22 protein-coding genes and 1 rRNA gene are annotated in these 26444 nt (G+C 68.7%); 13 read left to right on the forward strand and 10 right to left on the reverse strand.

Features of this window, described 5'->3' with window-relative positions:
* Positions 1-167 precede the first annotated feature (167 nt).
* Positions 168-285: ribosomal RNA gene (rrf, locus tag A3CU_RS0109350) — 5S ribosomal RNA — on the forward strand.
* Between the two features lie 148 nt (positions 286-433).
* Here the strand turns inward: rrf and A3CU_RS0109355 are convergent.
* On the reverse strand, positions 434-2092 hold the full coding sequence (locus tag A3CU_RS0109355) for a phospho-sugar mutase (protein WP_027942055.1): 1659 nt from the start codon (positions 2090-2092) through the stop codon (positions 434-436).
* Between the two features lie 132 nt (positions 2093-2224).
* Between A3CU_RS0109355 and A3CU_RS0109360 the strand changes: the two genes are divergently transcribed.
* Positions 2225-3382 (forward strand): glycosyltransferase, encoded by a 1158-nt coding sequence (locus A3CU_RS0109360; RefSeq protein WP_027942056.1) that lies wholly within the window; start codon positions 2225-2227, stop codon positions 3380-3382.
* A gap of 66 nt (positions 3383-3448) precedes the next feature.
* On the opposite strand, the gene A3CU_RS0109365 is transcribed toward A3CU_RS0109360, so the two are convergent.
* From A3CU_RS0109365 to A3CU_RS44160, 3 genes are read right to left on the reverse strand one after another with little or no spacing between them, the layout of a single operon-like run.
* Positions 3449-4240 (reverse strand): purine-nucleoside phosphorylase, encoded by a 792-nt coding sequence (locus A3CU_RS0109365; protein ID WP_027942057.1) that lies wholly within the window; start codon positions 4238-4240, stop codon positions 3449-3451.
* On the reverse strand, positions 4237-4689 hold the full coding sequence (locus A3CU_RS44155; protein WP_052371591.1) for an ABA4-like family protein: 453 nt from the start codon (positions 4687-4689) through the stop codon (positions 4237-4239). The genes A3CU_RS0109365 and A3CU_RS44155 overlap by 4 nt, the downstream gene beginning before the upstream one ends.
* Positions 4689-5645: a hypothetical protein gene (locus tag A3CU_RS44160; protein WP_052371592.1), complete on the reverse strand. Its 957-nt coding sequence runs from the start codon at positions 5643-5645 to the stop codon at positions 4689-4691. The genes A3CU_RS44155 and A3CU_RS44160 overlap by 1 nt, the downstream gene beginning before the upstream one ends.
* Before the next feature lie 119 nt (positions 5646-5764).
* Here A3CU_RS44160 and A3CU_RS44165 point away from each other — a divergent pair, with 119 nt between their 5' ends.
* The gene (locus A3CU_RS44165; RefSeq protein WP_211246391.1) at positions 5765-6400 is read left to right on the forward strand and encodes a MerR family transcriptional regulator; all 636 of its coding nucleotides are present in this window, start codon (positions 5765-5767) and stop codon (positions 6398-6400) included.
* Here the strand turns inward: A3CU_RS44165 and A3CU_RS0109385 are convergent.
* Positions 6387-8072, reverse strand: coding sequence for a serine/threonine-protein kinase (locus tag A3CU_RS0109385; RefSeq protein ID WP_052371593.1), 1686 nt, complete (start codon positions 8070-8072; stop codon positions 6387-6389). The genes A3CU_RS44165 and A3CU_RS0109385 overlap by 14 nt on opposite strands.
* Before the next feature lie 156 nt (positions 8073-8228).
* On the opposite strand from A3CU_RS0109385, the gene A3CU_RS0109390 reads away from it, so the two are divergent.
* From A3CU_RS0109390 to A3CU_RS0109415, 6 genes are all read left to right on the forward strand, one after another.
* Positions 8229-10061, forward strand: a complete 1833-nt coding sequence (locus A3CU_RS0109390) for a methylmalonyl-CoA mutase family protein (RefSeq protein ID WP_027942059.1) — start codon at positions 8229-8231, stop codon at positions 10059-10061.
* Positions 10061-12229 (forward strand): methylmalonyl-CoA mutase, encoded by a 2169-nt coding sequence (gene scpA / locus A3CU_RS0109395; RefSeq protein WP_027942060.1) that lies wholly within the window; start codon positions 10061-10063, stop codon positions 12227-12229. The genes A3CU_RS0109390 and scpA overlap by 1 nt, the downstream gene beginning before the upstream one ends.
* Positions 12230-12270: 41 nt before the next feature.
* Positions 12271-13254, forward strand: a complete 984-nt coding sequence (meaB, locus tag A3CU_RS0109400) for a methylmalonyl Co-A mutase-associated GTPase MeaB (RefSeq protein ID WP_027942061.1) — start codon at positions 12271-12273, stop codon at positions 13252-13254.
* A gap of 53 nt (positions 13255-13307) precedes the next feature.
* The gene (locus A3CU_RS0109405) at positions 13308-13610 is read left to right on the forward strand and encodes a hypothetical protein (protein ID WP_027942062.1); all 303 of its coding nucleotides are present in this window, start codon (positions 13308-13310) and stop codon (positions 13608-13610) included.
* A 186-nt stretch (positions 13611-13796) separates the two neighbouring features.
* The gene (locus tag A3CU_RS0109410; RefSeq protein WP_027942063.1) at positions 13797-15083 is read left to right on the forward strand and encodes an amidohydrolase; all 1287 of its coding nucleotides are present in this window, start codon (positions 13797-13799) and stop codon (positions 15081-15083) included.
* Positions 15084-15517: 434 nt separating this feature from the next.
* Positions 15518-16417 (forward strand): DUF559 domain-containing protein, encoded by a 900-nt coding sequence (locus A3CU_RS0109415; protein ID WP_027942064.1) that lies wholly within the window; start codon positions 15518-15520, stop codon positions 16415-16417.
* 290 nt (positions 16418-16707) lie between these two features.
* Here A3CU_RS0109415 and A3CU_RS0109420 read toward each other — a convergent pair whose 3' ends face one another.
* Positions 16708-17160 (reverse strand): gamma-glutamylcyclotransferase family protein, encoded by a 453-nt coding sequence (locus A3CU_RS0109420; RefSeq protein ID WP_084143194.1) that lies wholly within the window; start codon positions 17158-17160, stop codon positions 16708-16710.
* A 73-nt stretch (positions 17161-17233) separates the two neighbouring features.
* Here A3CU_RS0109420 and A3CU_RS0109425 point away from each other — a divergent pair, with 73 nt between their 5' ends.
* The 3 genes from A3CU_RS0109425 (at position 17234) to A3CU_RS0109435 (ending at position 20153) form a co-directional block, all read left to right on the forward strand.
* Positions 17234-18640 carry an NAD(P)H-quinone dehydrogenase gene (locus A3CU_RS0109425; RefSeq protein WP_027942066.1) on the forward strand — a complete coding sequence of 469 codons (1407 nt, stop codon included), beginning with the start codon at positions 17234-17236 and terminating at the stop codon, positions 18638-18640.
* A 60-nt stretch (positions 18641-18700) separates the two neighbouring features.
* Complete coding sequence (locus A3CU_RS0109430; RefSeq protein WP_027942067.1) at positions 18701-19282, forward strand: class F sortase; 582 nt, start codon at positions 18701-18703, stop codon at positions 19280-19282.
* A gap of 103 nt (positions 19283-19385) precedes the next feature.
* Positions 19386-20153: a VOC family protein gene (locus tag A3CU_RS0109435; protein ID WP_027942068.1), complete on the forward strand. Its 768-nt coding sequence runs from the start codon at positions 19386-19388 to the stop codon at positions 20151-20153.
* A gap of 957 nt (positions 20154-21110) precedes the next feature.
* Here A3CU_RS0109435 and A3CU_RS52295 read toward each other — a convergent pair.
* From A3CU_RS52295 to A3CU_RS0109455, 3 genes are all read right to left on the reverse strand, one after another.
* On the reverse strand, positions 21111-21332 hold the full coding sequence (locus A3CU_RS52295) for a hypothetical protein (RefSeq protein ID WP_156960301.1): 222 nt from the start codon (positions 21330-21332) through the stop codon (positions 21111-21113).
* Between the two features lie 195 nt (positions 21333-21527).
* On the reverse strand, positions 21528-23030 hold the full coding sequence (gene glpK / locus A3CU_RS0109450) for a glycerol kinase GlpK (RefSeq protein WP_027942070.1): 1503 nt from the start codon (positions 23028-23030) through the stop codon (positions 21528-21530).
* Between the two features lie 13 nt (positions 23031-23043).
* On the reverse strand, positions 23044-23793 hold the full coding sequence (locus A3CU_RS0109455; RefSeq protein ID WP_027942071.1) for an MIP/aquaporin family protein: 750 nt from the start codon (positions 23791-23793) through the stop codon (positions 23044-23046).
* Positions 23794-24010: 217 nt separating this feature from the next.
* On the opposite strand from A3CU_RS0109455, the gene A3CU_RS0109460 reads away from it, so the two are divergent.
* Positions 24011-25723: a glycerol-3-phosphate dehydrogenase/oxidase gene (locus A3CU_RS0109460; protein WP_027942072.1), complete on the forward strand. Its 1713-nt coding sequence runs from the start codon at positions 24011-24013 to the stop codon at positions 25721-25723.
* A 32-nt stretch (positions 25724-25755) separates the two neighbouring features.
* Here A3CU_RS0109460 and A3CU_RS50975 read toward each other — a convergent pair whose 3' ends face one another.
* Positions 25756-26394, reverse strand: a complete 639-nt coding sequence (locus A3CU_RS50975; RefSeq protein WP_052371594.1) for an AMP-binding protein — start codon at positions 26392-26394, stop codon at positions 25756-25758.
* Between the last annotated feature and the right edge of the window lie 50 nt (positions 26395-26444).

Genomic DNA, 26444 nt, shown 5'->3' on the forward strand with positions numbered 1-26444 from the left:
AAGACGACCGGGTTGATAGGCCAGAAATGGAAGCACAGCAATGTGTTCACGAGTTGACTGGTACTAACAGGCCGAGGACTTACCCACAAACATGCTCACGCATCCACTCTACAACTCTGAAACACCACACACGATCAACCAAACTACTGTGTGTTGTTTCACAGAGTTTCGGTGGTGACAGCGGTGAGGGAAACGCCCGGACCCATCCCGAACCCGGAAGCTAAGCCCACCAGCGCCGATGGTACTGCACCCGAAAGAGTGTGGGAGAGTAGGACACCGCCGAACACAACTTATCGCCCGTGGGGCTCCAGGTTCATCCTGGAGCCCCACGGGTGTTTTCATGCCCGGAACCGGTTTGGTTTCGTAGCAAATCCACCTTGCTCCAACGCCGTGGCCACCAGTGGGTCCGCGACGTCCGTTGTGGACAGCCGGATCAGGCCCCCGGGGCAAGCAGCGAGTTGATGGCTTCGCGCAGTGCGGACAGCCGGCTCGACGCGGTCGAACGAGCGGCATCCAGCGCGTCGGTGCCCGGCACCGGTTCCGTCACCTCGAGGTAGGTCTTGAGCTTCGGTTCGGTACCCGACGGGCGGATCACCACCCGCACGCCCGGTCCACGCATCCGCAGCACATCGGCCTCGGGCAGGAGGTCCTCGGTGGTCACCGGAATCCCGGCGAACTCGGTTGGTGGCGTCGACCGCAGCGCGGCCAGCAACTTTGCGCGCTCACCCAGGTCGGTCACCCGCAGAGAGATCTGGTCGGTCAGATGGACGTCGTGCCGGACCGTGAGCTCGTCCAGCACGTCGAGCAGACAACGGCCGGCCGCCTTCAGCGTCGCCGCCAGGTCACAGGCCAGCACGGCCGCGGCGATCCCGTCCTTGTCCAGCACGAAATCCGGGTTCACACACAGACCGAGGGCTTCCTCATAGGCGTAGACCAAGTTCGCGCCGGCGCGGACCAGCCACTTGAAGCCCGTCAGGGTCTCCGCATACCGGGCCCCGTGCGCTGCGGCGATGCTCTCCAGCATCGACGACGACACGATCGTCGTGGCCACCAGTGGATCCGCGACGTCCGTTGTGGACAGTATGTGTTCGCCCAGCAGAACCCCGGTTTCGTCGCCGCGCAGCATTCGCCAGGCACCATCGCGATCCCGCACGCCGAGGGCACAGCGGTCGGCGTCGGGGTCGAGCGCGATCGCGAGGTCGGCGTCCATTTCGGACGCGAGGGCGAGCAGCAGGTCGGCCGCGCCGGGTTCCTCCGGGTTCGGAAACGACACCGTCGGGAAGTCCGGGTCTGGCTCGGCCTGCTCAGCGACCAGTCGGACGTCGGTGAATCCGGCCTGCGCGAGCGCCTGGGTCAGCACCTCGCCGCCCACCCCGTGCATCGGGGTCGCGGCCACCCGCAGGGCGCGTGCGGTTCCCCGCGGCAGCCCCGCCACCCGCGCCAGATAGTCGTGGAGCACTTCTTCACCGAGCGGAGTCGCACCCAGCGCCTGTGGCACCTGGCGCGCGGCGGGTGCGCTCGCGATCGCCGTCTCGATTTCCTGGTCACTCGGCGGCACGATCTGCGCCCCACTGCCGTCGTAGAGCTTGTAACCGTTGTCGGCAGGGGGATTGTGCGACGCGGTGATCTGGATTCCCGCGGCGGCACCGAGATGCCGGACGGCGAAGGCCAGCACCGGCGTCGGCAACGGGCCAGGCAGGACGCGTACGTCGAACCCCGCCGCCCGAAGGACCTCGGCGGCCGCGCTGGCGAATTCCGCCGAGCCATGCCGGGCGTCCCGCCCCACGACGACGATCCGGCCGGAGTGGCCATGTGCCGTCAGCCATGAGGCGACACCCGCAGTGGTCCGGACCACAACCGCCGGGTTCATCCCGTTCGGCCCGGCGCGCACCGGACCGCGCAGGCCCGCGGTGCCGAACTCGAGCGGTCCGCCCATCCGGTCGGTCAGGTCGGCGATCGCCGCCGGCACCCCGACCATCGCCTCGGCCAGGATCGACTCCAGTTCGGCGCGCGAGCCGGCGTCCACGTCGTCGGCGATCCACCGGAACGCCTGGTCGCGCAGTTCGGAGGTAAGCCGGCCATCGCTGTTCACGTGATCAGCTTATGCGGCAACCGCAGCGGGGAGCATGCCTGTCGGTTGGAATTGGCGCACACGCTGGTCGTTCGGTCTCGGGAAATGGTGAACATAAGCAAAATCTCAGGCCAGCACGGTTAGTGTGCGCACATGCGCGTTGTGTTCTCCAGCCTGCCGGCATATGGCCATGCTTACCCCCTCATTCCGTTGGCGCTCGCCAGTCGCGACGCCGGGCACGATGTGCTGTTCGCGACCGGTGAGTCCTTCCACCCGAACCTGAAATTGTTCGGGCTGGACGTCGTGGATGCTGGGATCGACGTGGTCCAGGCGTTTGCCGAAGCGAACGGCGGCGAGCGGCTGAAGCCCGCTGACCTGACACCCCAGCGGCAAAAAGAAATGGCCAGTGCTGTTTTGGGTGACGCGCTGCCACGCGCGTTCGTCCGGGACCTCGGGCCGGTGCTGGAGCGGGTGCGGCCGGACGTGGTCGTGTATGGGGCGGGTAACCCCGGCGCGCTCGTCGCGGCCAGGCTGGCTGGCATTCCCGGGATCTGTCAAGGTTTCGGCCTGGAGACGAGCAGCCCCATGTCCAGCGCGATAGTCAACCGGCTGACCACGTTCGCCGCGGAAGTCGGCGTCGAGTTGGCTCCCGTTGGCGGCGGTGGCGACCCTTACCTGGACATCTATCCGGAATCGTTGCAGGGCAAGGAGTTCCTCGCGAAGGTGAACCGGACTCCGATGCGACCGGTGCCGGTGAACGAGCCGGGTGAGCTGCCGGCGTCGGTGCTTTCCCGCGACCGCGGGCGGCCGCTCGCGTACCTGACACTCGGGACGGCCTTCGGCGTGATTCCGGTGTTGAAACAAGCCATTGCCGGGCTGGCGGGGCTCGATGTGGACGTGCTCGTCGCGGCCGGGCCGTCGATCGACGCGCGAGCGCTCGGCGACCTCCCGGACAACGTCGAGGTGCGGGCGTGGGTGCCGCAGGCGGACCTGCTGTCGCACGTGGACCTCGTGGTGCACCACGGCGGCAGTGGCACCACGCTGGGCGCGCTGGCCAACGGGCTGCCGCAGCTGGTGCTTCCGCAGGGCGCCGACCAGTTCGACAACGCCGAGGCCGTGGTGACGGCCGGCGCCGGGGCCCAGCTGTTCGGAGACGACCAGTCTGCCGAGCCGGTCGCAGAAACGGCGAAGCGACTGCTCGTCGACGACGGAGTACGGGCCGCCGCGCGGGCCATCGCCGCCGAGATCGCCGAGATGCCCGCGCCGGAGGACATCGCACCGAGGTTGGCCGAACTCGCGTCTCGCGCCTGAGCCTGTTCCGGAACCGCCGGAGACCCGCCGTCCGGAGGTACGGCGAGTCCTCGACCAAGCACCGAGTCAGGCGCGAGAGGCGAGGGCACGCAGCAGGGAACCCATCTGCTGGGCGGAAGCGCGCCCGGCCGCCAGCACCTCCTCGTGGTTGAGCGGCTCCCCGGTCATGCCGGCCGCCAGGTTGGTCACCAGCGAGAGGCCGAACACCTCGACCCCGGCCGCGCGGGCCGCGATGGCTTCCAGCACGGTCGACATCCCGACCAGGTCGGCGCCGAGCGTGCGCAGCATGCGGATCTCGGCCGGGGTCTCGAAGTGCGGCCCCGGCAGCCCGGCGTAGACGCCCTCTTCGAGGCTGGGGTCGACCTCGCGGGCCAGCGCGCGCAACCGGTGCGAGTACAGATCGACCAGGTCGACGAAGTTGGCGCCGGTGATCGGCGAGGTGGAGGTCATGTTCAGGTGGTCGCTGATGACCACGGGTTGTCCGACCCGGAAGCCCTCGCGCAGGCCGCCGGCGGCATTGGTGAGCAGGACGGACTTGACCCCGGCGGCCGCCGCGGTGCGCACGTTGTGCACCACGCGGGCGACGCCCCTGCCCTCGTACAGGTGCGTGCGGCCGAGCAACACGAGCGCCCGCTTGCCGTCGATGTCCACCGACCGCACGGTGCCACCGTGCCCCACGGCGGTCGGGGTCTCGAAGCCAGGCAACTCCCCGAGCGGAATCTCGGCGTCCGGGCTGCCCAGCACGTCCGCCGCGGGCCGCCAGCCGGAACCCAGCACCACCGCGATGTCGTGCCGGGCGAATCCGGTGCGTTCGGCGATGGTCGCGGCCGCGGCGGCCGCCAACTCTTGTTCACTCACGTCGTCATCTTCTCAGGAGCCGTTCCGGCTTCGACCTTGCCCGGTGCGCGGCGGTGTGCGGACCGCACGGCGAGGAAGGCGACGAGACCGATCGGGGACAGGAAGATCGTCAGCAGCAGGATGGGGCTGACGATCAGCGCGCGGATTCCGCGGTCCCGTGCCTCGAAGTACATCCACCGGCCCAGGAACAGGTCGAAGCAGATCAGGTGCGCCCAGATCGCCGTGGCGCCGTAGGGCTGGCTCAAGAACGCTTGTAGCGCCCCGAGATCGGGACGGCTCATGACCCGCCAAAACTCGGCGAAGTGCGGTAGCACGGCCCAGAAGTAGACCACGAGCGGGAGCAGGCACACCCATGGCGAGGCCATGATCCGCCGCGTCCACGACCAGCGCGGCAAGAAGATCATCAGTGCCCAGAACGGTTCCGCGAGGTAGAACGCCCAGTCGAACATCAGCGCACCACCTCGCGCGTGGCGGTTTTCGCGAGGCCGGGCTCCGGAAGCGGGACGGCATCCCGGCGAGTCAGTGTGATCAACGTGCCGCCGGCGGCGCCCACGACAAGGGCGGCCAGCACACCCAGGGTGAGCGCGTCGGGGTGGACGATGGACTGGCCGCGCAACGCCTGCCAGGTGACCAATGCGAGCAGGGCCACGTAAACGGCGGCCGCGATCGCGACCAGGCGGGTCTGCACCCGCTCGGTGCGCAGGCGCGGGAACCGGCGAGCCAACCTGCCGAGCAGCAGGGCGAACAGCGGCAGTGCCTGCAGCGCGTGCATACCGAAGAAATGCGGGATGCGCAGATCGCCGCCGGTCGTGCTCCAGCCCAGGATCGGCAGGCCCGGACCGTCGTCCGCCACGCCGACGCTGTGTGCGCCGACCACGCCCTGCGCACCGGGCTGCCCTGGACGCGGGGTCGTCATGAGAACGGCGATACCGATACCGATCAGGGCGATCACGGCGCCGAGCCGGATGGCCAGCCGGTTCGCGGCGCCGATGATCGGCGTCCGCATCAGCGGCACGGACAGCGCCAGCGTGCCGAGCCAAAGCGACCCGGCGCTGATCGCCATGATGATGTAGAGCAGTCGGTCGAAGGATGTGCCGACGTCGAAATGGCTGGGCCTGCCCCGTACGGTCTGGCCGACGATGATGACGTATTCCACGGCCAGCATCGCCACGACGCCCGCCGAGACCAGGTTGACCAGCCGTCTTCCCCTGGCCACCAGCGATGCCAGCCAGGCCCAGGTCAGGCAGTAGATGCCCATGGAAACGGCGAACTTGAACGGTTTGGCCCAGATCGGTGCCCCGATCAGGATCCGGTCGTCGAAGAGCAGCCCGCCGACGCAGACGACCGTCATCACCCCCATCAGGCCGGCGAAGAGGAGCATCGGACGATTCCAACTGGTGGTCATGGCTTGTTCCTCCGCGAGTTTGCGCGCGACTGTGTAGATAGTGGTGCTATCTGTTATGGGAAGCTAAACTATCCATACTGAGAACGTGCTGAGAAGCCACAGGGAGAAACCACGTGCGGATGGCGGAGCTGAGCCGGGAATCCGGGGTGCCGGTCGCGACGATCAAGTACTACCTGCGCGAAGGGCTGCTGCCGCCCGGCGAGCGCACGAGCCCCAACCAGGCGCGGTACAACGCGGAGCATGTCCGACGGCTGAAGTTGGTGCGCGCGCTGCTCGATGTCGGCGGCCTGTCCATCGCCGGGGTGCGCGAAGTGCTCCAGGCGATCGACGACCGGACTTCGACGCACAGCGTCCTCGGCCTCGCCCAGTACGGGCTGGCCACGTCGAAGGCGCGCGCCACCGACGAGTCACGAGACTGGGCGATGTCGCTGATCCGGCGGGTCGCCGAAGAACGGGGCTGGCCGCTCTGCAAGGACGACGTCGTGGTCGAGGCGCTCGCCGGCACGCTCTGTACGTACGCGGAACTGGGTCGTACGGACCTGCTCGACCGGATTTCCGATTACGCCGAAGTCGCCGCCCGCATGGCCGAGATCGACCTCGACCTGGTGTCCGGCCTGCCCACCATGGAGTCCATTGTGGAGGGAGCGGTGATCGGCACGGTGCTCGGCGACGCGCTGTTCACCGCGCTGCGCCGGCTGGCCCAGCAGAGCGCGTCGAGAGAGCGGTTCGGCGGGGACCAGGTCAGCCGACCGTGAACGTCGGCACCATGCGCTGGTACAGCGCGGTCCGCGCGATGTCCTCCTGCGCGGTCGGCACCGTAACGCTCACCGCCCACAGGTCGGTGCCGGACTTGACGATCTTCGCGAACGTCGTCCGGGACTGCTGCGTGCCGTTGCCGGTGACCAGCGTCCGATAGGTGATCGTGAGACCGTCGCCCTGCTCCTTCGGCAGCAGCGCCCGGTCCACCACCTCGAAGCCGTCGAGATGGCTCGGCCCGGTGCTCAGGTAGAAGTCCGGCGAGTAGGTCGAGGGGTAGTCGGCGATGTGGTCCACCGCGAGCACCTGCGCACCGTCCGGCGAAACCCATTGCACCAATGTGGACGGTGGCAGGTTGTCGCCCGACTGCGAGGTGGTGAACTTCTGCCAGTCGGCCGGCACCTCCACGGTGAACCTGGCGTCCTGCCCACGGGTGCTCGGGGCGTTGCCTTCCTGGCGCTCGAATTTGGTGGGCGGCTCCTGCGGGACCGACGGGGCCGCGTGCGACGGCGGCGTGAGCGGCGGCTGTCCCCCGATGGCCCGGGCCGCGGCGAAACCGCCGACCGCGGAAACGACGAACAGCAGGATCGCGGCACCGGTGAGCACCGCCGTGGCGGTCCTGCTCCGGCCCGGTGGCGCGGGGTCGGCCACGGGGCCGGGCGCGGGCTCGAAGGGCAGGGGACCGGGGTCGGCGGCCAGCGCGTCGCGGCTTCCCGCCAGGGTGGCCGCGACAGGAGGCTGGGCCGGGGCGGATGCCATCTCCCTGGTGTCGGTCGCCTCCGCGCGCCACCCGCTCGCCTGGCGGAACATCTCCGGCCCGAACAGCACCGACGGGGCCTGTGTGATCAGCGGGTACAGCCGCTGGCGAACCTCGCGCAGCGGCATCCGGTCCAGCGGTGCCTTGGCCATCAGCCCGGTGATCACCGGCGCGAGCGGCCCAGGGCTGGGCCGCGGGACCTCACCCTTGACGACCTTGCCGACGGTCGCCAGCGGATCCCCGTCGGCGTCGTAGGGCGGGCGGCCCTCGACGAGGTGGAACAGGGTCGCGCCGAGCCCCCACAGGTCGGCGGCCGGGGTGACCGCGCGCCCGGAGGCGACCTCGGGGGCGATGTAGGACGGTGAGCCCAGGGTCATTCCGGTCCGGGTCATCGTCGCTTCGGAGACGTTTCGCGCGATGCCGAAGTCGGTCAGCTTGATCCGACCGTCCTCGGCGACCAGCACATTGCCGGGTTTGACGTCACGGTGTGTGATCCCGGCGTCGTGGGCGGCCTCCAGCGCGGCGGCGACCGCGTCGCCCACCGCGGCGGCCTGCTCGGCGTTGAGAGGACCATGCTCACGCAGCAGCTCGGTGAGGCTGTGGGAAGGCAGCAGCTCCATGACGACGAACGGCTCGCCGTTCTCGCGAGCCACGTCGTGCAGCACGATCACGTTCGGGTGGGACAGCACCGCGATCGCGCGAGCCTCCCGCAGGGTCCGCTCGCGCAACTCGTCGGCCTGCGCGGTGGTCACCCCCGGCGGGAGCAGGATCTCCTTGACCGCCACCGGCCGGCGCAGGAACTCGTCGTAGGCGGACCAGACGGTGCCCATCGATCCCGAGCCCAGCACGGAACGCAGCCGGTAGCGCCCGGCGACGACCCGTGACTCTTCGCTAGCGGAGGACACGGACCCCATTGTGTCAAGCAGGGCCTGTGTCACATCCCCGCCCCTGTCCTTGGCCCTACCATCGCTAGGTATGACACCCCTCGTGCCAAGTCGCGGCAACCAGGGTGACCACCAGGCGAGCGCCCTTGTCCCGGCCGCGGTCGCACGCAAACTCGCGGAGGAAGCATGAGTCCGAGTGGAGCGACAACGCCTGGACACCTCGATCTCGCGGCCGAGTTCGAGCCGGGAACGCGTGCCGACTGGCAGCGGCTGGTCGCGGGGGTTCTCCGGAAGAGCGGCGCCCTGCCGGAAAATTTCGCGGGCGCGCCGGAGCACCTGCTGGCCGGCCGGACCTACGACGGGATCGACCTCCAGCCGCTGTACACCGCCGAGGACCAGGCCCCGCCGGCCGGTTTCCCCGGCGTGCCGCCGTTCGTCCGGGGCGGCCGGCCGGAAGGTTCCGTCCGCGCCGGCTGGGACCTCCGGACGCTGCACGCCGACCCGGACCCGGCCGTGACGAACCGGGCGGCGCTGGCCGACCTGTCCAACGGAGCGACCTCGCTGTGGCTGAGAATCCCGGCGGCGCACTACGCGGCGGCGCTCGACGGCGTCCACCTCGACCTTGCCCCGGTCGTGCTCGAACCGGGCGAGGACTACGAAAACGCGGCGAAGAACCTGCTCGAACTGTTCGCCGGTGTGCCCGACAGCGAGGTCTCGGGGGGAATCGGCGCGGACCCGGTCGGGTTGCGGGCGCGCACCGGTGACCGGCACGACCTCGCTCCCGCGGCGGAACTGGCCGCCCGGCTGGCGAAGCGTTATCCGAAGCTGCGCACGATCGTCGTCGACGGGCTCCCGTTCCACGAGGCAGGTGGTTCGGACGCGCAGGAACTCGGCGCGAGCGTCGCGGCGGGCGTGGCCTACCTGCGGGCGCTCACCGCCGCGGGGCTGAACGTCGATGAGGCCGCCGCCCAACTCGAATTCCGCCTCGCCGCCACCGCCGACCAGTTCCTCACCATCGCGAAGCTGCGCGCGGCCCGGCGGGTCTGGTCCCGGATCACCGAGGTGTCCGGCGGGACCGCGCACGGGATGCGCCAGCACGCCGTCACCTCCCCGGCGATGCTGACCCAGCGGGACCCGTGGGTGAACATGGTGCGTGCCACCGTCGCCTGCTTCGCGGCCGGAGTCGGCGGCGCGGACGCCGTGACCGTGTTGCCGTTCGACGCCGCGATCGGTCTCCCCGATTCGTTCTCGCGCCGCATCGCGCGCAACACCCAGTCGATCCTGCTGGAGGAGTCCCGGCTGGCCGGGGTGATCGACCCGGCCGGCGGGTCCTGGTACGTGGAGAACCTGACCGACGCGCTGGCCAACGCCGCGTGGCGGGAGTTCGTCGAGATCGAACGGCAGGGTGGTGTCGTCGCCGCGCTGGACTCCGGTTTTGTGGCGGACCGGCTGGCCGCCACCTGGGCGGCCCGCTCGGCCCGGCTCGCGACCCGCCAGGACCCGATCACCGGTGTCAGCGAGTTTCCCAACCTGGCCGAGGAACCCGTCGAACGGCCGCCCGCTCCGTCCGTTGTGGACGGTGGGCTGCCCCGCGTGCGGTATGCGCAGTCCTACGAGCGGCTGCGGGACCGTTCCGACGCGCACCTGGCTGAGCACGGTGAACGGCCGAAGATCTTCCTGGCCACCCTCGGGCCGCTCGCCGCGCACACCGCTCGCGCCACGTTCGCGTCGAACCTGTTCCAGGCCGGCGGCATCGAGCCGGTCAACCCGGGCGCGGTTGACGACGTCGTGACGGCCTTCCGCGCCAGTGGCGCGCGGATAGCGTGCCTGTGCGGCAGCGACCGGTCCTACGCCGAGCACGCCGAGCAGGTCGCGGCCGGTCTCCGGGAAGCCGGCGCGGCCGAGGTGCTGCTGGCCGGCAAGCCCGGCGAATACCCCGGAATCAACGGATTCGTTCACGCCGGCTGCGACGCGCTGGTCGTGTTGCGAGGCCTGCTCGAGACGCTGGGAGTGAAGTGATGACCATCCCGGACTTCACCGGCATCGAACTCGGCATCCCCGAACCCGGCAGTGCGGCCGGCTGGGCCGAGGCGTTGCAGGCCAGCACCGGCAAGGGGGCGGACGCGCTGGCGTGGGAAACGCCCGAGGGCATCGGCGTGAAACCGCTCTACACCGCCGACGACCTGTCCGGTTTGGACTTCCTGAACACCTACCCGGGCATCGCGCCGTTCCTGCGCGGACCATACCCGACGATGTATGTGAACCAGCCGTGGACGATCCGCCAGTACGCGGGTTTCTCCACCGCGGAGGAGTCCAACGCGTTCTACCGCCGCAACCTGGCGGCCGGGCAGAAGGGCCTGTCCGTGGCCTTCGACCTGGCCACCCACCGCGGCTACGACTCCGACCATCCGCGCGTCGCCGGTGACGTCGGCATGGCCGGGGTCGCGATCGACTCGATCTACGACATGCGGCAGTTGTTCGACGGCATACCGCTCGACGAGATGAGCGTGTCGATGACGATGAACGGCGCGGTGCTGCCCGTGCTCGCGCTCTACATCGTCGCCGCGGAAGAGCAGGGCGTCGCGCCGGAAAAGCTCGCCGGGACCATCCAGAACGACATCCTCAAGGAGTTCATGGTCCGCAACACCTACATCTACCCGCCGCGGCCGTCGATGCGGATCATCTCCGACATCTTCGCCTTCACCTCGCAGCGGATGCCGCGGTTCAACTCGATCTCGATCTCCGGCTACCACATGCAGGAGGCCGGCGCGACCGCGGACCTGGAGCTGGCCTACACGCTCGCCGACGGAGTCGAGTACCTCCGCGCGGGCTTGGACGCGGGGCTCGACATCGACAAGTTCGCGCCGCGCCTGTCGTTCTTCTGGGCCATCGGCATGAACTTCTTCATGGAGGTCGCGAAGCTGCGGGCGGCCCGGCTGCTGTGGGCCAAGCTGGTCAAGCAGTTCACACCCCGCAACGAGAAGTCGTTGTCGTTGCGTACGCACTGTCAGACCTCCGGCTGGTCACTGACCGCCCAGGACGTCTACAACAACGTCGTCCGCACCTGTGTCGAGGCGATGGCCGCGACGCAGGGGCATACGCAGTCCCTGCACACCAACGCGCTGGACGAGGCGCTCGCCCTGCCGACCGACTTCTCCGCGCGGATCGCCCGCAACACCCAGCTGCTGCTCCAGCAGGAGTCCGGCACCAACCGGGTGATCGACCCGTGGGGTGGCAGCGCGTTCGTCGAACGGCTCACCTACGACCTGGCCCGCAAGGCGTGGGGGCATATCAGTGAGGTCGAGTCGGCCGGCGGGATGGCCAGGGCGATCGACGCCGGCATCCCCAAGCTGCGTATCGAAGAGGCGGCCGCGCGTACGCAGGCGCGGATCGACTCCGGGCGGCAACCCGTGATCGGCGTCAACAAGTACCACGTCGTGGACGACCAGCAGATCGACGTGCTCAAGGTGGACAACGCCGGCGTACGCGCGCAGCAGCTCGAGAAGCTGCGTCGGCTGCGGGAGGAGCGCGACGAGGCGGCCACCCAGGACGCGTTGCGCCGGTTGACCGAGGCCGCGAGCGGTGACGGAAACCTCCTCGAGTTGGCCATCGACGCCGCTCGGGCCAAGGCCACCGTCGGCGAGATCTCGTCGGCGCTGGAGCAGGTCTGGGGCCGGCACTCGGGCCAGATTCGTACCATTTCCGGCGTGTACCGGGACGAGGTCGGGAAGGCCGGGAACGTGGACAAGGTACGCGAGCAGGTCGAGCGGTTCGCTGAGGACGAGGGTCGGCGACCGCGAATCCTCGTCGCCAAGATGGGGCAGGACGGGCACGACCGCGGCCAGAAGGTCATCGCGACCGCGTTCGCCGACCTCGGGTTCGACGTGGACGTGGGACCGCTGTTCTCCACCCCGGCGGAGGTCGCGCGCCAGGCCGTCGAGGCGGACGTGCACATCGTCGGCGTGTCCTCGCTGGCCGCCGGGCACCTCTCGCTCGTCCCCGCGCTGCGCGCGGAGCTTGCCGACCTCGGCCGGGCGGACATCATGATCGTCGTCGGCGGTGTGATCCCGCCCCAGGACCACGACGCCCTGCGCGAAGCGGGCGCGTCCGCGATCTTCGGGCCGGGCACGGTGATCGCCGACGCCGCCCTGGGCCTGCTGGACCAGCTCGCGGCGGCCGGCCAATGACCAGGCGCCCCGCCCGGAGCACACCCGCACGGCAGGTTTGAGTGGCCCGCCAGGTTGACATCGCCGAGTACGCCAAGGGTGTCCTCGCGGGCGACCGCGGCACGCTCTCGAAGGCGATCACGCTGGTCGAGTCGAGCCGCCCCGACCACCGGCAGCAGGCCCAGGAGCTGCTGGTCGAGCTGCTGCCGCGGGCCGGGGGTGCCCGCCGGGTCGGCATCACCGGGGTGCCCGGAGTCGGCAAGTCGACCTTCATCGACCAGCTGGGCACCGACCTGACCGAAGCCGGCCACCGGGTCGCGGTGCTCGCCGTCGACCCGTCGTCCACCCGGACCGGCGGCAGCATCCTCGGGGACAAGACCCGCATGGCGCGGCTGGCGGTCGATCCCGCCGCCTTCATCCGGCCCTCGCCCACCTCCGGCACGCTCGGCGGCGTGGCGCGCGCGACCCGCGAGACGATCGTGCTGATGGAGGCCGCCGGTTACGACGTCGTGCTGGTCGAGACCGTCGGGGTCGGCCAGTCCGAGGTGGCCGTGGCGAACATGGTCGACTGCTTCCTGTTCCTCACCCTGGCGCGCACCGGAGACCAGTTGCAGGGCATCAAGAAGGGCGTGCTGGAGCTCGCCGACGTGATCGCGGTGAACAAGGCCGACGGCGACCACGAGCGGGATGCCCGGCGCGCGGCGCGCGAGCTGTCCGGGGCGCTGCGGATGATCTACGGCCCGGACGCGCCGTGGACGCCGCCGGTGCTGACCTGCAGCGGACTGCACGACATCGGACTGGACACGGTGTGGCAGCAGATCGAACGGCACCGGCGCTTGCTGATCTCCTCGGGTGAGCTGGAGCGCAGGCGCAAACAGCAGCAGGTCGACTGGACCTGGGCGATGGTGCGGGACCAGTTGCTCGGCCGGCTGGCCGAACACCCGCGGGTACGCGCCCTGGTCGGCGAGGTCGAGCAGGCGGTGCGTGACGGTGAGCTCACCGCGACGCTCGCGGCGCAACGCATCCTGGACGCTTTCGGAACGTGACTTCCCGTAGTCGAACGGGCAGACTGGAACCCGGTGAGTCCAGGGAGGCGGGATTGATCAAGAAGCTGCTGGCCGGGTTGATGCTCAGTGTCGTGGTGCTGCTCGCCGTCCCCGGCATGCCGGCCTCCGCCGTGACCTCGCAGGCGACCGTGGCGCTGTCCACGTCGGTTGCACCCCTCGCGCAGCAGGCCACCGCGCCCCCGGGCCCCCGCATCGATCCGGCCGAAACGGACCGGGCCAACGCCGAGAAGACCAAGAACAAGGTCGTGATCGGCCTGATCGTCCTGGTGCTTGCGGCGATCGTGGTGGGCGGGCGCTACCTGCGCCGGAAGAAGCGCAAGGCCGCCAAGTCCTGACGCGGCCTTTCGCCAAGGGGAACCGACCCGTCACACCGGTACAGCCAAGCCGAATTCCGTAGCGCCGTTCAGCGCAGATCCACTACCGGCCATCCGGATGGAGGTAGGGGTAAGCGGACAGTGGTCACTTGCGTGCGGCAAGATTGCGTCAAACGGGTTAACTCTGAGTTCGTACGGAGGTTTGGCGTGACCGTGCTCGATTCACGGCTTCCCGATGACCGTGAAGGAAGTGCCCCAGCCGAGACGCTCGGCGCGCTGATTACAGCGGACGGGGTCAGCATGGCACCTGTGACCGACCTCGGTGCGGGCAGAGGACCCTTCTGGCTCGACGAGTGGCTGGCGGATGCCGGCAGCGACCTGGTTGCCTGGCGGCGGCACATCCACGCCAACCCGGAACTCGCCCGCAACGAGCACGCGACCACCGAGCTGATCGGCGCCGTGCTGCGCTCCGCCGGGCTCCAGCCGACCGTGCTGCCCGGTGGCACCGGGTTGATCTGCGACGTCGGCCGGGGTAACCCATGCGTGGCCCTGCGCGCCGACATCGACGCGCTGCCCTTGACCGAGTCGACCGGCCTGCCGTATTCGTCCACAGTGGACGGCGTGGCGCACTCCTGCGGCCACGACGCGCACACCGCGATCCTGCTCGGCGCCGCGTTGGCGCTGGCCTCGGCACCGGAACTGCCCGGCCGGGTCCGGCTGATCTTCCAGCCGGCCGAGGAGGTCATGCCGGGCGGGGCGCTCGACGTGATCGCCGCCGGCGGGCTGGAGGGTGTGGACCGGATCTTCGGGCTGCACTGCGACCCTCGCCTGGAGGTCGGGCGCGTCGGCTCGCGCGTGGGCGCGCTGACCTCGGCCGCCGACCTGATCGAGCTGGGGCTGACCTCGCCCGGCGGGCACACGTCGCGCCCGCACCTGACGGCCGACCTCGTGCACGCGCTCGGAGTGGTGATCACGTCGCTGCCCTCGCTGCTGTCGAGGCGGGTCGACCCGCGGTCCGGCACCGTGCTGGTGTGGGGCGCGGTGCACGCCGGCCAGGCGGCGAACGCGGTCCCGCAGGACGGTGTCCTGCGCGGGACGCTGCGGACGGCCGACCACGAGGTGTGGCAGGCGCTGGAGCCGCTGGTGTCGGCTTCGGTGGAGTCGCTGCTCGCACCCACCGGCGTCGGGTTCACCCTGGACTACCGGCGCGGCGTTCCGCCGCTCGTCGGTGACGAGGAGAGCACCGCCCTGCTGCGCGCCGGCGTCGGCGCGGCCCTCGGCGACGGCGCGCTCGTCGGCACCGAGCAGTCCTCCGGCGGCGAGGACTTCGCGTGGTATCTCGAACACGTGCCCGGATCGTTCGCCCGCCTCGGCGTCTGGTCCGGTACCGGCGAGCAGCGCGACCTCCACCGTCCCGGCTTCGACCTCGACGAGCGCGCTCTCCCGGTCGGCGTCCGGGTGCTCGTCCACACCGCCCTGGCCGCCCTCGCCTAACCCACCTCCGGCGTGTCCCCACCCCAGGCCCGCGAGTTCCCGCTTCAGGCGCGCGAGTTCCCGCTTCCGGTGTCCGAGTCCCCGCCTCAGGCGCGCGAGTTCCCGCTTCCGGTGTCCGAGTTCCGGGTTCCGGCACCTGACTTCCGGGTTCAGGCCCGCGAGTTCGCGCTTCGGGCGCTTGAGTTCCGGGTCCGGGCGCGCGTGTCCCCGCTTCGGGCGCCTGAGTTCTGGGTTCAGGCCCGCGTGTCCCCGGTTCAGGCGCGTGTGTCGTCGGCTTGGGTAGTCGAGTTCCCGGTGCGCGAGGTCCTGGGTTCAGCACTCGGCCTGTGGACAAAGCCTCGACCTTCGGCCAGCTTGTCCACAGATTTGCCCAAGTTATCCACAGATCTCGCCGTGAGCATCGAAACGTGTGCGCAGTGCGAGATTGTCGATACATGCAGTCACTACCCGAAGGTCTACACGGGGCATACTCCCGTCTCGAACTCAACCGTCTGCTGACTCCGCAAGGCGTCAAGGCGGCCGTCCGGCGCGGCTGGCTGGCTTCGTTCGCGCGAACGGTCCTGGTGGACCCGCGACGGGCCACCGAGTTCGCCACACGCGCGGCTGCTGCCCTGCTGTTCGCCGGGCCGGCGGCCGTGCTCAGCGGGCCCAGCGCACTCGTGGTGCACGGGTGCTCGGCCGCGGACACCGCGCCGGTCCACGTCCTCGTGCCTTACCACCGCAAGCCGGCTTCCCGGCCCGGCGTCATCGTTCATCACGGACGGTTCGACGAACAAGATGTGCAGGAGGTCAGTGGGCTCCGGACCCTCGCGATCGATGCGGCCCTCGTCGACGTCCTCTGCCGGGAACGCCCTCAATCCGCAATAGCCTGCGCGGACCAGGTCCTGGCCATGGTTCCGGAAGGCGCGCGGGCCGATCTCCGATCGCTGCTGGCGGAGAGAGTCCGCGCCCGAGCCGACTCGCGTGGCACCGTACGGGCACTCGCCTTACTGGAGCTGGCGACCGGACTCGCCGAATCGCCGGCGGAGAGCTGGCTGCTGTTGGGCATGGTCGACCGCGGGTTGCCGATCCCGGAGCAGCAGCTGAAAGTCCTCGACATCGCCGGTAACGAGATTTACCGGCTCGACTTCGCCTGGCCGTCGGCGATGGTCGCGGTCGAGTACGACGGTTATGCCTCGCACGAGAACCGGAAAGATCGGGATGCGGCCCGCGACGCGGACCTCAGGCGCCGGGGATGGACGGTCATCCGCGCCGACGCGAGTGATCTGACGGATCTCAGCAGAGTCGTCGCGGCCGTCCGGGCGGCGTTTCGCGCGCAGGGCCTGGCAGCGTAGTTGCATTGGCGGAAACCGGTCGTCCGTGTCCCGCTGGCCGTATGGCGTCAATCCGGAACTCGTGCGCCTGGAGCGGGAACTCGGGCGCCTGAGTCGGGAACTCATGCGCTTGAGGCGGGGACACGCGCGTCTGGACCGGGGACACAGGTGCCTGAATCCGGAACTCGCGCGCCTGGAGCGGGGACACGCGCGCTTGAGTCGGGAACTCGCGCGCCTGGAGCGGGAACTCGCGCGCTTGAGTCGGGAACTCGCGGGCCTGGGGCGGGGACACGCGGGTGGAGCGGGGTGGGTCAGGGGGCGATGCCCTGGCAGGGGCGGGTCCGCAGATCGTCGACGTAGTCCTTGGGGGCGCCGGCGGCTTCCGCGGCATCGGAGATGACACCGAGGTAGTGAGCCGACGGCAGGCCGCCTTCGTAGGCATCGAGCACGTAGAGCCAGGCCAGGACCGAGCCGTCCATGGTCTGTACGCGTAGCCGGATCTTGTTGTGCACGCCGAGCTCGCCGCCCTCCCAGCGGTCGAGGCCGGCTTCGTCGAGCGGGGTGACGTCGTAGAGCACCACGAACACCCGCGACCCCGGGTCCTCGACGATCGTGGCGAGTGCGCCTTCCCAGCCGATGTCCTCGCCACCGAAGGTCAGCCGCCAGCCCTCCAGCCACCCGGTACCCGCCATCGGCGAGTGCGGGGCGCGCTCCATCATCTGCGTGGGCTCCATGTTGGACCCATAGGCGGCATACAAGGGCACGGGCACAGCCTAGCGACCGGCGGGCCGGAAGGCCGTCTTAAGGTGGTCGGTGAGTGACGGAAGAGGAGCGCCAGTGACCAAGATCGTGATCATGGGTGGGGGACCGGCTGGTTATGAGGCGGCGTTGGTGGCCGCGCAACACGCCGCCGACGTCACCGTGATCGAACGGCACGGGCTCGGCGGTGCATGCGTGCTCTCTGACTGCGTGCCATCAAAGACATTCATCGCCTCATCCGGGGCCAGAGCGGCCATGCACGGGCTCGCCGAGCTGGGGATCGTCCTCGACAAGGGGGAGGTCGGCGTCGATCTGCCGACGGTCAACGGCCGGGTCAAGGGACTCGCGGTGGCGCAGTCGGCGGACATCCGGGCCCGCGTGCAACGCGAGGGTGTGCGGGTGATCATCGGTGAGGCCCGGTTCTGTGACGAGGAACCCGGCCTCGCCACCCACAAGGTCGCCGTGACGCCGAGTTCGGGAGACCCGTTCGTGCTGGACGCCGATGTGGTGCTCGTCGCCACGGGCGCGACTCCCCGCGTGCTGCCCGGAGCCGTTCCCGACGGGGAGCGGATTCTCGACTGGCGCCAGCTATACGACCTGCCGGAACTGCCCGAGCATCTGGCCGTGATCGGCTCGGGCGTCACCGGCGCCGAGTTCGCGTCCGCCTATACCGAGATGGGGGTCAAGGTCACCCTGGTCTCCAGCCGCGACCGGGTCCTGCCGCACGAGGATGCCGACGCGGCCGCGGTGCTGGAAGAGGTCTTCGCCCAGCGGGGGACGTCGGTGGCCAAGCATGCCCGGGCGGAACGGGTCGAGCGCACCGAAAAGGGTGTCGCCGTGAAGCTCACCGACGGCCGGATCATCGAGGCCAGTCACGCGTTGATGACCGTCGGGTCGGTCCCCAACACCGCCGACATCGGCCTGGAGAAGGTGGGGATCGAGCCCGGGCCGGGCGGGTTCATCGCGGTGGACCGGGTCTCGCGCACCAGCGTGCCCGGGGTGTACGCCGCGGGCGACTGCACCGGGGTGCTCATGCTCGCGTCGGTGGCCAGTATGCAGGGCCGTATCGCGATGTGGCACGCGCTCGGTGAAGGCGTCGCGCCGATCAAGCTCAAGACGGTGGCCGCGAACGTGTTCACGCACCCCGAGATCGCCACCGTCGGCATCAGCCAGCAGGCGATCGACTCCGGCGAGGTGCCCGCACGCACGATCATGCTGCCGTTGGCCACCAACGCCCGCGCCAAGATGGAAGGGCTGCGTCACGGCTTCGTGAAACTCTTCTGCCGCCCGGCCACCGGAGTGGTGGTCGGTGGTGTCGTGGTGGCTCCCACGGCGAGCGAGTTGATCCTGCCGATCGCGCTCGCCGTGCAGAACCAGCTGACCGTCGACCACCTGGCGCTGACCTTCTCGGTTTATCCGTCGTTGTCGGGTTCCATCACGGAGGCGGGCCGCCAGCTCATGCGCCACGACGACCTGGTGGATTGAGCGCGGCATTCTCACCTGACTGCCGGGCAACCGGCCCGGGCCGCGGCGCGTGTTCCGGGCATGAGGTTCATTGCGGTGTTGCTCGGTCTCGTTCTGCTGGCGGGGTGTTCGGCGCCGGCACCTTCCGCGCCGGCGCCGCCCACCCCGCCTGGCAGCGTGGCTGCCGAGTCGTCGCAGCCGGCCGGCCTCGCGCACTCGGTACCCACCGTCCTCGACATTCCCAAGATCGAGGTGCATTCGACGCTCGTCCAACTCGGCCTCAACTCCGACGACACGATCGAGGTCCCGCCGGTGAGCACACCGTTGCAGGCCGGCTGGTACTCCTACAGCCCGACGCCGGGAGAGATCGGTCCGGCGATCATTCTCGGTCACGTGGACGGTGGTGGGCAGAAAGGAATCTTCTACCGGTTGAAGGAACTCCTCCCCGGCGACCAGATCTCGGTGTCCAGACAGGACGGCTCGACCGCACGGTTCGCGGTGACCAAAGTGGACCAGATCAGCAAGTCCGAATTTTCGGCCGACGACGTCTACGGTGACACCGCCGCTCCGGAGTTGCGCCTCATCACCTGTGGCGGCAGCTTCGACCGTGCGGCGCACAGCTACCGCGACAACATCATCGTCTACGCCGCTCTCGTTGGTTGATCGGCGGATCCTGCCCGGCCGAGCCTGGAATCCGAGTTTCTGTCGGTGCCTGGTGTCACACTGTGGCCCGTCCCATAGATCCGACTGAAGACAGGGGTTCGAGATGGTCTTCCGTGACACCCCATGGCCGGAAGGCACGCCGTGCTGGGTCGACGCGATGGTTCCGGATGTTCAGCGTGCCAAGGCTTTCTACAGTGCGTTACTGGGCTGGCGGCTGGACGATCAGGGGTCGGAGTTCGCGCATTACCAGATAGCCAAGGTGGATGGCCGCAGCGTGGCCGCGATCAGCCCGAAGCCGTCGGAAACGGCTGAAATGCCCGCGGTGTGGACCACCTATCTCGCCGTGACCGATGTGGACAAGATGGCGGCGAAGGTCACCGAGGCGGGCGGCCAGTTGCTGATGCCGCCCGACGACGTGGGCAACAAGGGCCGGGTGGCGATCGCGGCGGACCCGTCGGGTGCGGTGTTCGGCCTGTGGCAGGCCGGGGAGATCACCGGAGTCCGGATCTCCGACGTGCCGGGCGCGCTGGTCTGGAACGAGTGCATGACCTCCGATTTCGAGGGCGGGAAGGCGTTCTACGCCGAGGTGTTCGGCTATCACGTGGAAGATATGTCGAGTGCAGAGTTCTCCTACGCAACGCTGAAGCTGAACGACCGGCCCAGCTGTGGTCTGGGCGCGCTGCCCGCGGAGGTGCCCTCGCACTGGTCCGTCTACTTCGGAGTTTCCGATACGGACTCGGCGGTCGCCAAAATCCGCGAGTTGGGCGGCACGCTCAACGGTGAGCCGCACGATTCTCCGTACGGGCGAATGGCGGAGGTCGCCGATGACCAGGGTGTGCCGTTCAACATTATTTCGGTGCACGGCGGCTGAAGCCTCTCCGGGAGAAATTCACGAAGGTGCGGGCAACCGGACCGCCTCCTCTGGTGTGTTCAAGGCGAAGGAAACCATCTGAGGAGGTTGCGCGATGCGCGCGAGATTTGTCGTGGCGGGAGCAGGATTGCTGGCGCTGGGGACAAGCCTGTTGTTGACCACGCCGGCAGCCGGTGCGGCTGCTCCGGCTCCGCCTGCCCCGGCGGAGTCGGTGACGTCGGCACCGGCCACGCCCGTGCCGACTAGGTCTTCCCCGGCCGCGCCTGTGCCGACTACGTCTGCCCCGGCCAAGAATGGCTCCGGCGACACCGAATGCGCCACGGCAAGCGTCGTCCCGTCGCCTGTGCCATCGGCCACGACCAAGCCGGACACGGAGCCGCCGGTGAGGTCGAAGCCCTGCACCATCCAACTCTCGCCCTCGTCGGGCAAGCCTCAGGTGACCATCAAGCCGAAGGGCGCGCCCGAGACGGGCGACGGCTCGACCGCGACGAGCTGAGGCGGTAATGGAGGAAGGGGNGTTTGCTCCAAAACCCCTTCCTCCATGGACCGGTGGCGGTTGCTACCCCAGTCGGACGCCTTTTGCCGGCGTGCACGTCCACTGCCCGTCGGGGCAGCTGGTGAATGGCCATCGGATTTTCCCGGAGAATCTTGGAAACACGGGCAACTGAAGCGCCTCTTCGGGTGTGTTCCTGGCGCGGGGGAAACACACTCAAGGAGGAGCGCGATGCGCAGGAATATCGTCGCCGTGGGGGCAGGACTGCTCGCCCTGGGCACCACTCTGTTGATCACACCGGTGGCCAGCGCGACGGCCCCGCCGCCGACACTTCGCGTCAGTTCGGACACCGTGCTGGCCGGACAGACGGTGGAGTTCCACGGCACCTGTTACGGAAAAGCATCGGAACTGACTTCGCCGGGGCTTGCCGCTCCGGTTGCCCTTGAAGCCACGGGATCGCCGGACTACGTCGGTCGCGGCCGCGCGGGTAACCGGCCGGGCCACTTCACGGCAAGCTTCGAGTGCTCGGCTTCCTCGAGCCTGCCGGCCGCAAGCGGCACTGCGACCGTGGAATTCACCGTGGTGTGCTCGGCGCCGTCGCCGACGACCACAACCAAGCCGCCGCACACGACGTCGACGAGTGAGCCCACGGCCAGCCCGACCACAGAGCCCCCTACGGCGACCACGTCGAACCCTACGGTCGCCCCAGCCGGCTTGACGAGTTGCAGTCCCGCGGGGACAACTGCGCCACACCGGCCTCAGGTGACCGTCAAGCCGAAGGGCGCGCCCGAGACGGGCGACGGCTCGACCGCGACGAGCTGAGGCGGTAATGGAGGAAGGGGTGTTTGCTCCAAAACCCCTTCCTCCATGGACCGGGGCGGTTACTCCACCCAGTCGAAGGTCTTGGTGACGGCCTTCTTCCAGTTGCGGTACTGGGTTTCCCGGGTCTCCTCGGCCATGTTGGGGGTCCATTCCTTGTCCTGGGCCCAGTTGGTGCGGATGTCCTCTTCGCTGGCCCAGAACCCGACGGCGAGCCCGGCGGCGTAGGCGGCGCCGAGGGCGGTCGTTTCGTTGACCACCGGCCGGATTACCGGCACGCCGAGAATGTCGGCCTGGAATTGCATCAGCAGTTCGTTGACGACCATGCCGCCGTCTACCTTGAGCGACTTGAGGGGAACGCCGGAGTCGGCGTTCATCGCTTCGATCACTTCGCGGGTTTGGAAGGCGGTGGCTTCCAGGACGGCGCGGGCGAGGTGGCCTTTGTTGACGTATCGGGTGAGGCCGACGATGGCGCCGCGTGCGTCGGAACGCCAGTAGGGGGCGAACAAGCCCGAGAAGGCGGGTACGAAGTAGGCGCCGCCATTGTCCTCGACAGTGCGTGCGTGCTCCTCGATCTCGGCCGCGGTCGAGATCATGCCCAAGTTGTCCCGCAGCCACTGCACCAGCGAACCGGTGACCGCGATGGAACCCTCCAGCGCATACACCGTGTCGTTGGAGCCGATCTTGTAACAGACGGTGGTGAGCAACCCGTTGTCTGACAGAACCTTTTCGGTGCCGGTGTTGAGGAGCACGAAGTTCCCGGTGCCGTAAGTGTTCTTGGCCTCGCCGACGGACAGACATGCCTGCCCGAAGGTGGCGGCCTGCTGGTCACCGAGGATGCCCGCGATCGGCACTCCCGCCAGCACACCCCGCTCACGGACCCGCCCGTACTCTTCGGAAGACGACCGGATCTCCGGCAGCATCGACAACGGAACGCCGAGATCCGCGGCGATTTCGGGGTCCCAGGACAGCGTGTCCAGGTCCATCAGCAAGGTGCGTGAGGCATTCGTCGGGTCGGTGACGTGTACCCCGCCATCGGGTCCACCGGTCATGTTCCACAGCAGCCAGGTATCCATGTTGCCGAACAGCAGGTCGCCGGCTTCGGCTCTGGCCCGGACGCCGTCCACGTTGTCCAGGATCCACTTGATCTTCGGCCCGGAGAAGTAGGTGGCCAGCGGCAGACCGGTCTTGGCCCGGTAACGCTCCTGACCGCCGCCCAGCGCCCCCAGTTCATCGACGATCTTGTCGGTTCGGGTGTCCTGCCAGACGATCGCGTTGTACACCGGCTTGCCGGTGTTGCGATCCCACACCACAGTCGTCTCACGCTGGTTGGTGATGCCGACCGCGGCGATGTCACCCACCTGCAGATCGGCCTTCGCCAACGCACCCGCCGTCACGGCCCGGGCGTTTTCCCAGATCTCCTCGGGGTTGTGTTCGACCCAGCCCGCCTGCGGGAAGATCTGTTCGTGTTCCTTCTGGTCCACGGCGACGGCCCGGCCGGAATGATCGAAGATCATCGCCCGGGTCGAGGTCGTGCCCTGGTCGATGGCGGCGATGTAGGGCATGTTGTCTCCGATCTCAGCTCAAGTTGGAAACGGCCAGGTAGAGCAGTGCAGCGAGCATGCCGCCGATGAGCGGTCCAAGGACCGGAACCCAGGAATATCCCCAGTTCGGGTTGCCCTTTCCCCTGATCGGCAGCACGAACGCGTAGGCGATGCGGGGGCCCAGGTCACGCGCCGGGTTGATGGCGTAGCCGGTCGGCCCGCCCAGTGAGATGCCGATGACGAGCACGACGAAGGCCACCCCGGCGTACCCGAGCGCCGAGTTGCCGAAGTTGGGCGTGCCATCGGAGGCCAGCTTCGTGGTCGGGCTGAGCAGGATCCAACCGACCAGGACAAGGGTGCCGATGATCTCGGTGACCAGGTTCCACACCTTGTTCGAGATCTGCGGAGCGGTGGAGAAGATGCCGAGCGTGTTCTGCGGTTCCGGATGGTCGTCGAACTGCAGTTTGTAGGTCGCCCAGCACAGGACGGCGCCGAGGATGGCGCCCACCAGCTGACCCGCCATGTACACCGGAACCTGGCTCCATGACGTCTTTCCGGCGATCGCCAGCCCCAGGGTGACCGCCGGGTTCAGGTGCGCGCCGCTGGGCGCCGCGACGCTCGCGCCGGCGAACACGCCGAAGGCCCAGCCGAAGGTGATGAACAGGGTTCCGGCGTTGTGCCCGTTGGTTTTCTTCAGAACGTGGTTAGCCACAACTCCGTTGCCGAGAAGGATCAGCACCGCGGTGCCGAGTAGTTCCCAGATGAAGATGCCACCCGAACTCATTCCACCCCTTCCCTCAGTACCTACACAGGGGGATCAGCACGGCGCGACCCGGCGCCGTTGCCGTCCACGATCAGCTGCACGCTACTGGGTGGTAGCGATCATTCCAAGACCGTTCGGGACAATGGTGTTGGACAAGCGCGCCGAGAAACCATCGGTGACATCAGCCGTGTCATGCTGGTGACGTGGTGCGTCCGCCCGCAGATGGAGGGAGCCGGGAGTGAACGAGGCAAAGCTGGGGCCGGCCGAGCGGGAGATTGCCTGGGGGCGTTTGGGGGAAGAGTCGTTCGATGTCGTAGTCGTGGGCGGTGGCGTGGTCGGTGCCGGGGTGGCGCTGGACGCGGTGACCCGCGGGTTACGGGTCGCGCTGGTGGAGGCGCGGGATGTGGCCTCGGGGACGTCGAGCCGGTCGAGCAAGCTGTTTCATGGCGGGTTGCGCTATTTGGAGCAGCTGGAGTTCGGGTTGGTCCGGGAGGCGTTGCGGGAGCGGGAGTTGATGCTCACGAGGTTGGCGCCACACCTGGTGAAGCCGGTGAGTTTCTTGTATCCGTTGAAGCACCGGCTGTGGGAGCGGCCCTACACCGCGGCCGGGTTGGTGTTGTACGACACGATGGGTGGCGCCCGCTCGGTACCCGGGCAGAAGCACGTGACGCGGGCAGGGGCGTTGCGGATGGCGCCGGCGCTCAAACGAGACGCACTGATCGGGGGGATCCGCTACTTCGACGCGCAGTCCGATGACGCCCGCCACACCCTGACGGTGGCGCGCACCGCAGCGCATTACGGCGCGGTGGTGCGCATGTCGACGCAGGTGGTGGAGTTCCTACGGGAGGCGGACCGGGTCTGCGGAGTCCGGGTCCGCGACGTCGAAGACGGCCGGGAGACCGAGATCCACGGGGACGTGGTGATCAACTGCACCGGCGTGTGGACCGACGAGCTGCAGCGCCTGTCCGGCAGCCGGGGCCGGTTCCGGGTCCGGTCCAGCAAGGGTGTGCATATCGTGGTGCCGCGAGACCGGATCGTCTCCGAGACCGGCATCATCCTCCGCACCGAGAAGTCGGTGCTGTTCGTGATCCCGTGGCGCAACCACTGGATCGTGGGCACGACCGACACCGACTGGCAGCTCGACCTCGCTCACCCCGCCGCGACCCGCGCCGACATCGACTACCTGTTGGATCATGTGAACACGGTGCTGGCCACGCCCTTGACCCACGACGACATCGAAGGCGTGTATGCCGGGCTCCGCCCGTTGCTGGCCGGGGAGAGTGAGGAGACCTCGAAGCTGTCGCGTGAACACGCGGTAGCGCGGGTGGCGCCGGGATTCGTAGCGATCGCGGGCGGCAAGTACACCACGTATCGGGTGATGGCCGCCGATGCGGTCAACGCCGCCGGAGCGGATCTGCCCGGGCGACTGCAACCGTCCATCACCGATCAGGTACCCCTCCTCGGCGCCGACGGCTACCACGCACTGGTCAACCAGGCGGACCACCTGGGCGCCCAGGTCGGGCTGCACCCCTACCGGGTGCGGCACCTGCTCGACCGTTACGGCTCCCTCATCCACGAACTGTTCGCCCTCGCCACCGACCGTCCAGAGCTGCTCCGCCCGATCGAGCACGCCCCCGACTATCTCGCGGTGGAAGCCGTCTATGCCGCCAGCCACGAAGGTGCGCTCCACCTTGAGGACGTGCTGGCTCGCCGCACCCGCATCTCGATCGAATACCCGCACCGCGGGGTGGACTGTGCCGAGCAGGTGGCTCAGCTCATCGGGCACGTCCTCGGCTGGACCCCCGAGACGATCGCCCACGAGGTCCAGCTCTACACCGCCCGCGTCACAGCCGAACGCGACTCCCAAACCCAACCCAACGACGAAGCCGCCGACGCTCGCCGAACCACTGCCCCCGAACCCCGTCCCCGGCTCACGCAACCCATCGGGTAACGGCGGCCGGAGTTCGAAACCGGCGCTGAAGATCACACCGGGCGGCTCAGCTCCGACTCGCTTTCCTGTGGGACGGACAACACCTCTTCGGCGGTGTTTTCGTGAATGACGACCGTGTCGCCGGAAAGCAGGGTTTTGCAGGCGATGCGGTTTCCCACCGGGTGCGATATCGGCGCGATCAGCAACACCCGTTCCGCGTGATCCGGATCGGGCCGGCTTTCGCGGGCAAGTTGTTCGTATGTTTCCCCGTAGGACACAAACCCGTCATCCGCCGGAAAGATCGTCTCCACCGAACGCGGCAACGCGATATCCACCTCGGAGGCGGAGGAGCCGTTGTGTTCGGGCAGGAGCGGGCCCTCTAGGTCCGCGGAAAAGACGTGATCAGGAGCGAGGTCGTCCAGTACATCGGTCGATTCGAGGTGTACGACCCGCGCGCCACGCAGTTGGGCGGCGATCTGTAACAGAATTCTTTCCGGCACGTTTCCGCCGATTATCGCGACCGACCGGCCCGGCGTGACACCTTCCGTTTTCAGCATGTCATGCAGGTGTCTCAGCTTTTCATAGGCCGCGCGATAGGTCATCGACCGGCGATCGTGGGCAAAAGCCATTCTGTCGCCGCCGTCACACAGCACGTCGAGCATGCGGGTCAGGAAGATGCTGGCCTCGCCCACGTTTCCCCCTCTTCGGCGCTGAATCAGGTACCTGAACCCAGGTCATCACA

The sequence above is a fragment of the Amycolatopsis taiwanensis DSM 45107 genome (assembly GCF_000519205.1).
GTDB lineage: Bacteria > Actinomycetota > Actinomycetes > Mycobacteriales > Pseudonocardiaceae > Amycolatopsis_E > Amycolatopsis_E taiwanensis.

Excerpts from the sequence above, each read along its gene's own strand:
- A3CU_RS0109360 (WP_027942056.1), top strand. The coding sequence starts at position 2,225 with ATGCGCGTTGTGTTCTCCAGCCTGCCGGCATATGGCCATGCTTACCCC.
- A3CU_RS44155 (WP_052371591.1), bottom strand. The coding sequence starts at position 4,689 with ATGTTCGACTGGGCGTTCTACCTCGCGGAACCGTTCTGGGCACTGATG.
- A3CU_RS44160 (WP_052371592.1), bottom strand. The coding sequence starts at position 5,645 with ATGACCACCAGTTGGAATCGTCCGATGCTCCTCTTCGCCGGCCTGATG.
- A3CU_RS44165 (WP_211246391.1), top strand. The coding sequence starts at position 5,765 with ATGGCGGAGCTGAGCCGGGAATCCGGGGTGCCGGTCGCGACGATCAAG.
- A3CU_RS0109385 (WP_052371593.1), bottom strand. The coding sequence starts at position 8,072 with ATGGGGTCCGTGTCCTCCGCTAGCGAAGAGTCACGGGTCGTCGCCGGG.
- A3CU_RS0109390 (WP_027942059.1), top strand. The coding sequence starts at position 8,229 with ATGAGTCCGAGTGGAGCGACAACGCCTGGACACCTCGATCTCGCGGCC.
- scpA (WP_027942060.1), top strand. The coding sequence starts at position 10,061 with ATGACCATCCCGGACTTCACCGGCATCGAACTCGGCATCCCCGAACCC.
- A3CU_RS0109415 (WP_027942064.1), top strand. The coding sequence starts at position 15,518 with ATGCAGTCACTACCCGAAGGTCTACACGGGGCATACTCCCGTCTCGAA.
- A3CU_RS0109430 (WP_027942067.1), top strand. The coding sequence starts at position 18,701 with ATGAGGTTCATTGCGGTGTTGCTCGGTCTCGTTCTGCTGGCGGGGTGT.
- A3CU_RS0109435 (WP_027942068.1), top strand. The coding sequence starts at position 19,386 with ATGGTCTTCCGTGACACCCCATGGCCGGAAGGCACGCCGTGCTGGGTC.
- glpK (WP_027942070.1), bottom strand. The coding sequence starts at position 23,030 with ATGCCCTACATCGCCGCCATCGACCAGGGCACGACCTCGACCCGGGCG.
- A3CU_RS0109455 (WP_027942071.1), bottom strand. The coding sequence starts at position 23,793 with ATGAGTTCGGGTGGCATCTTCATCTGGGAACTACTCGGCACCGCGGTG.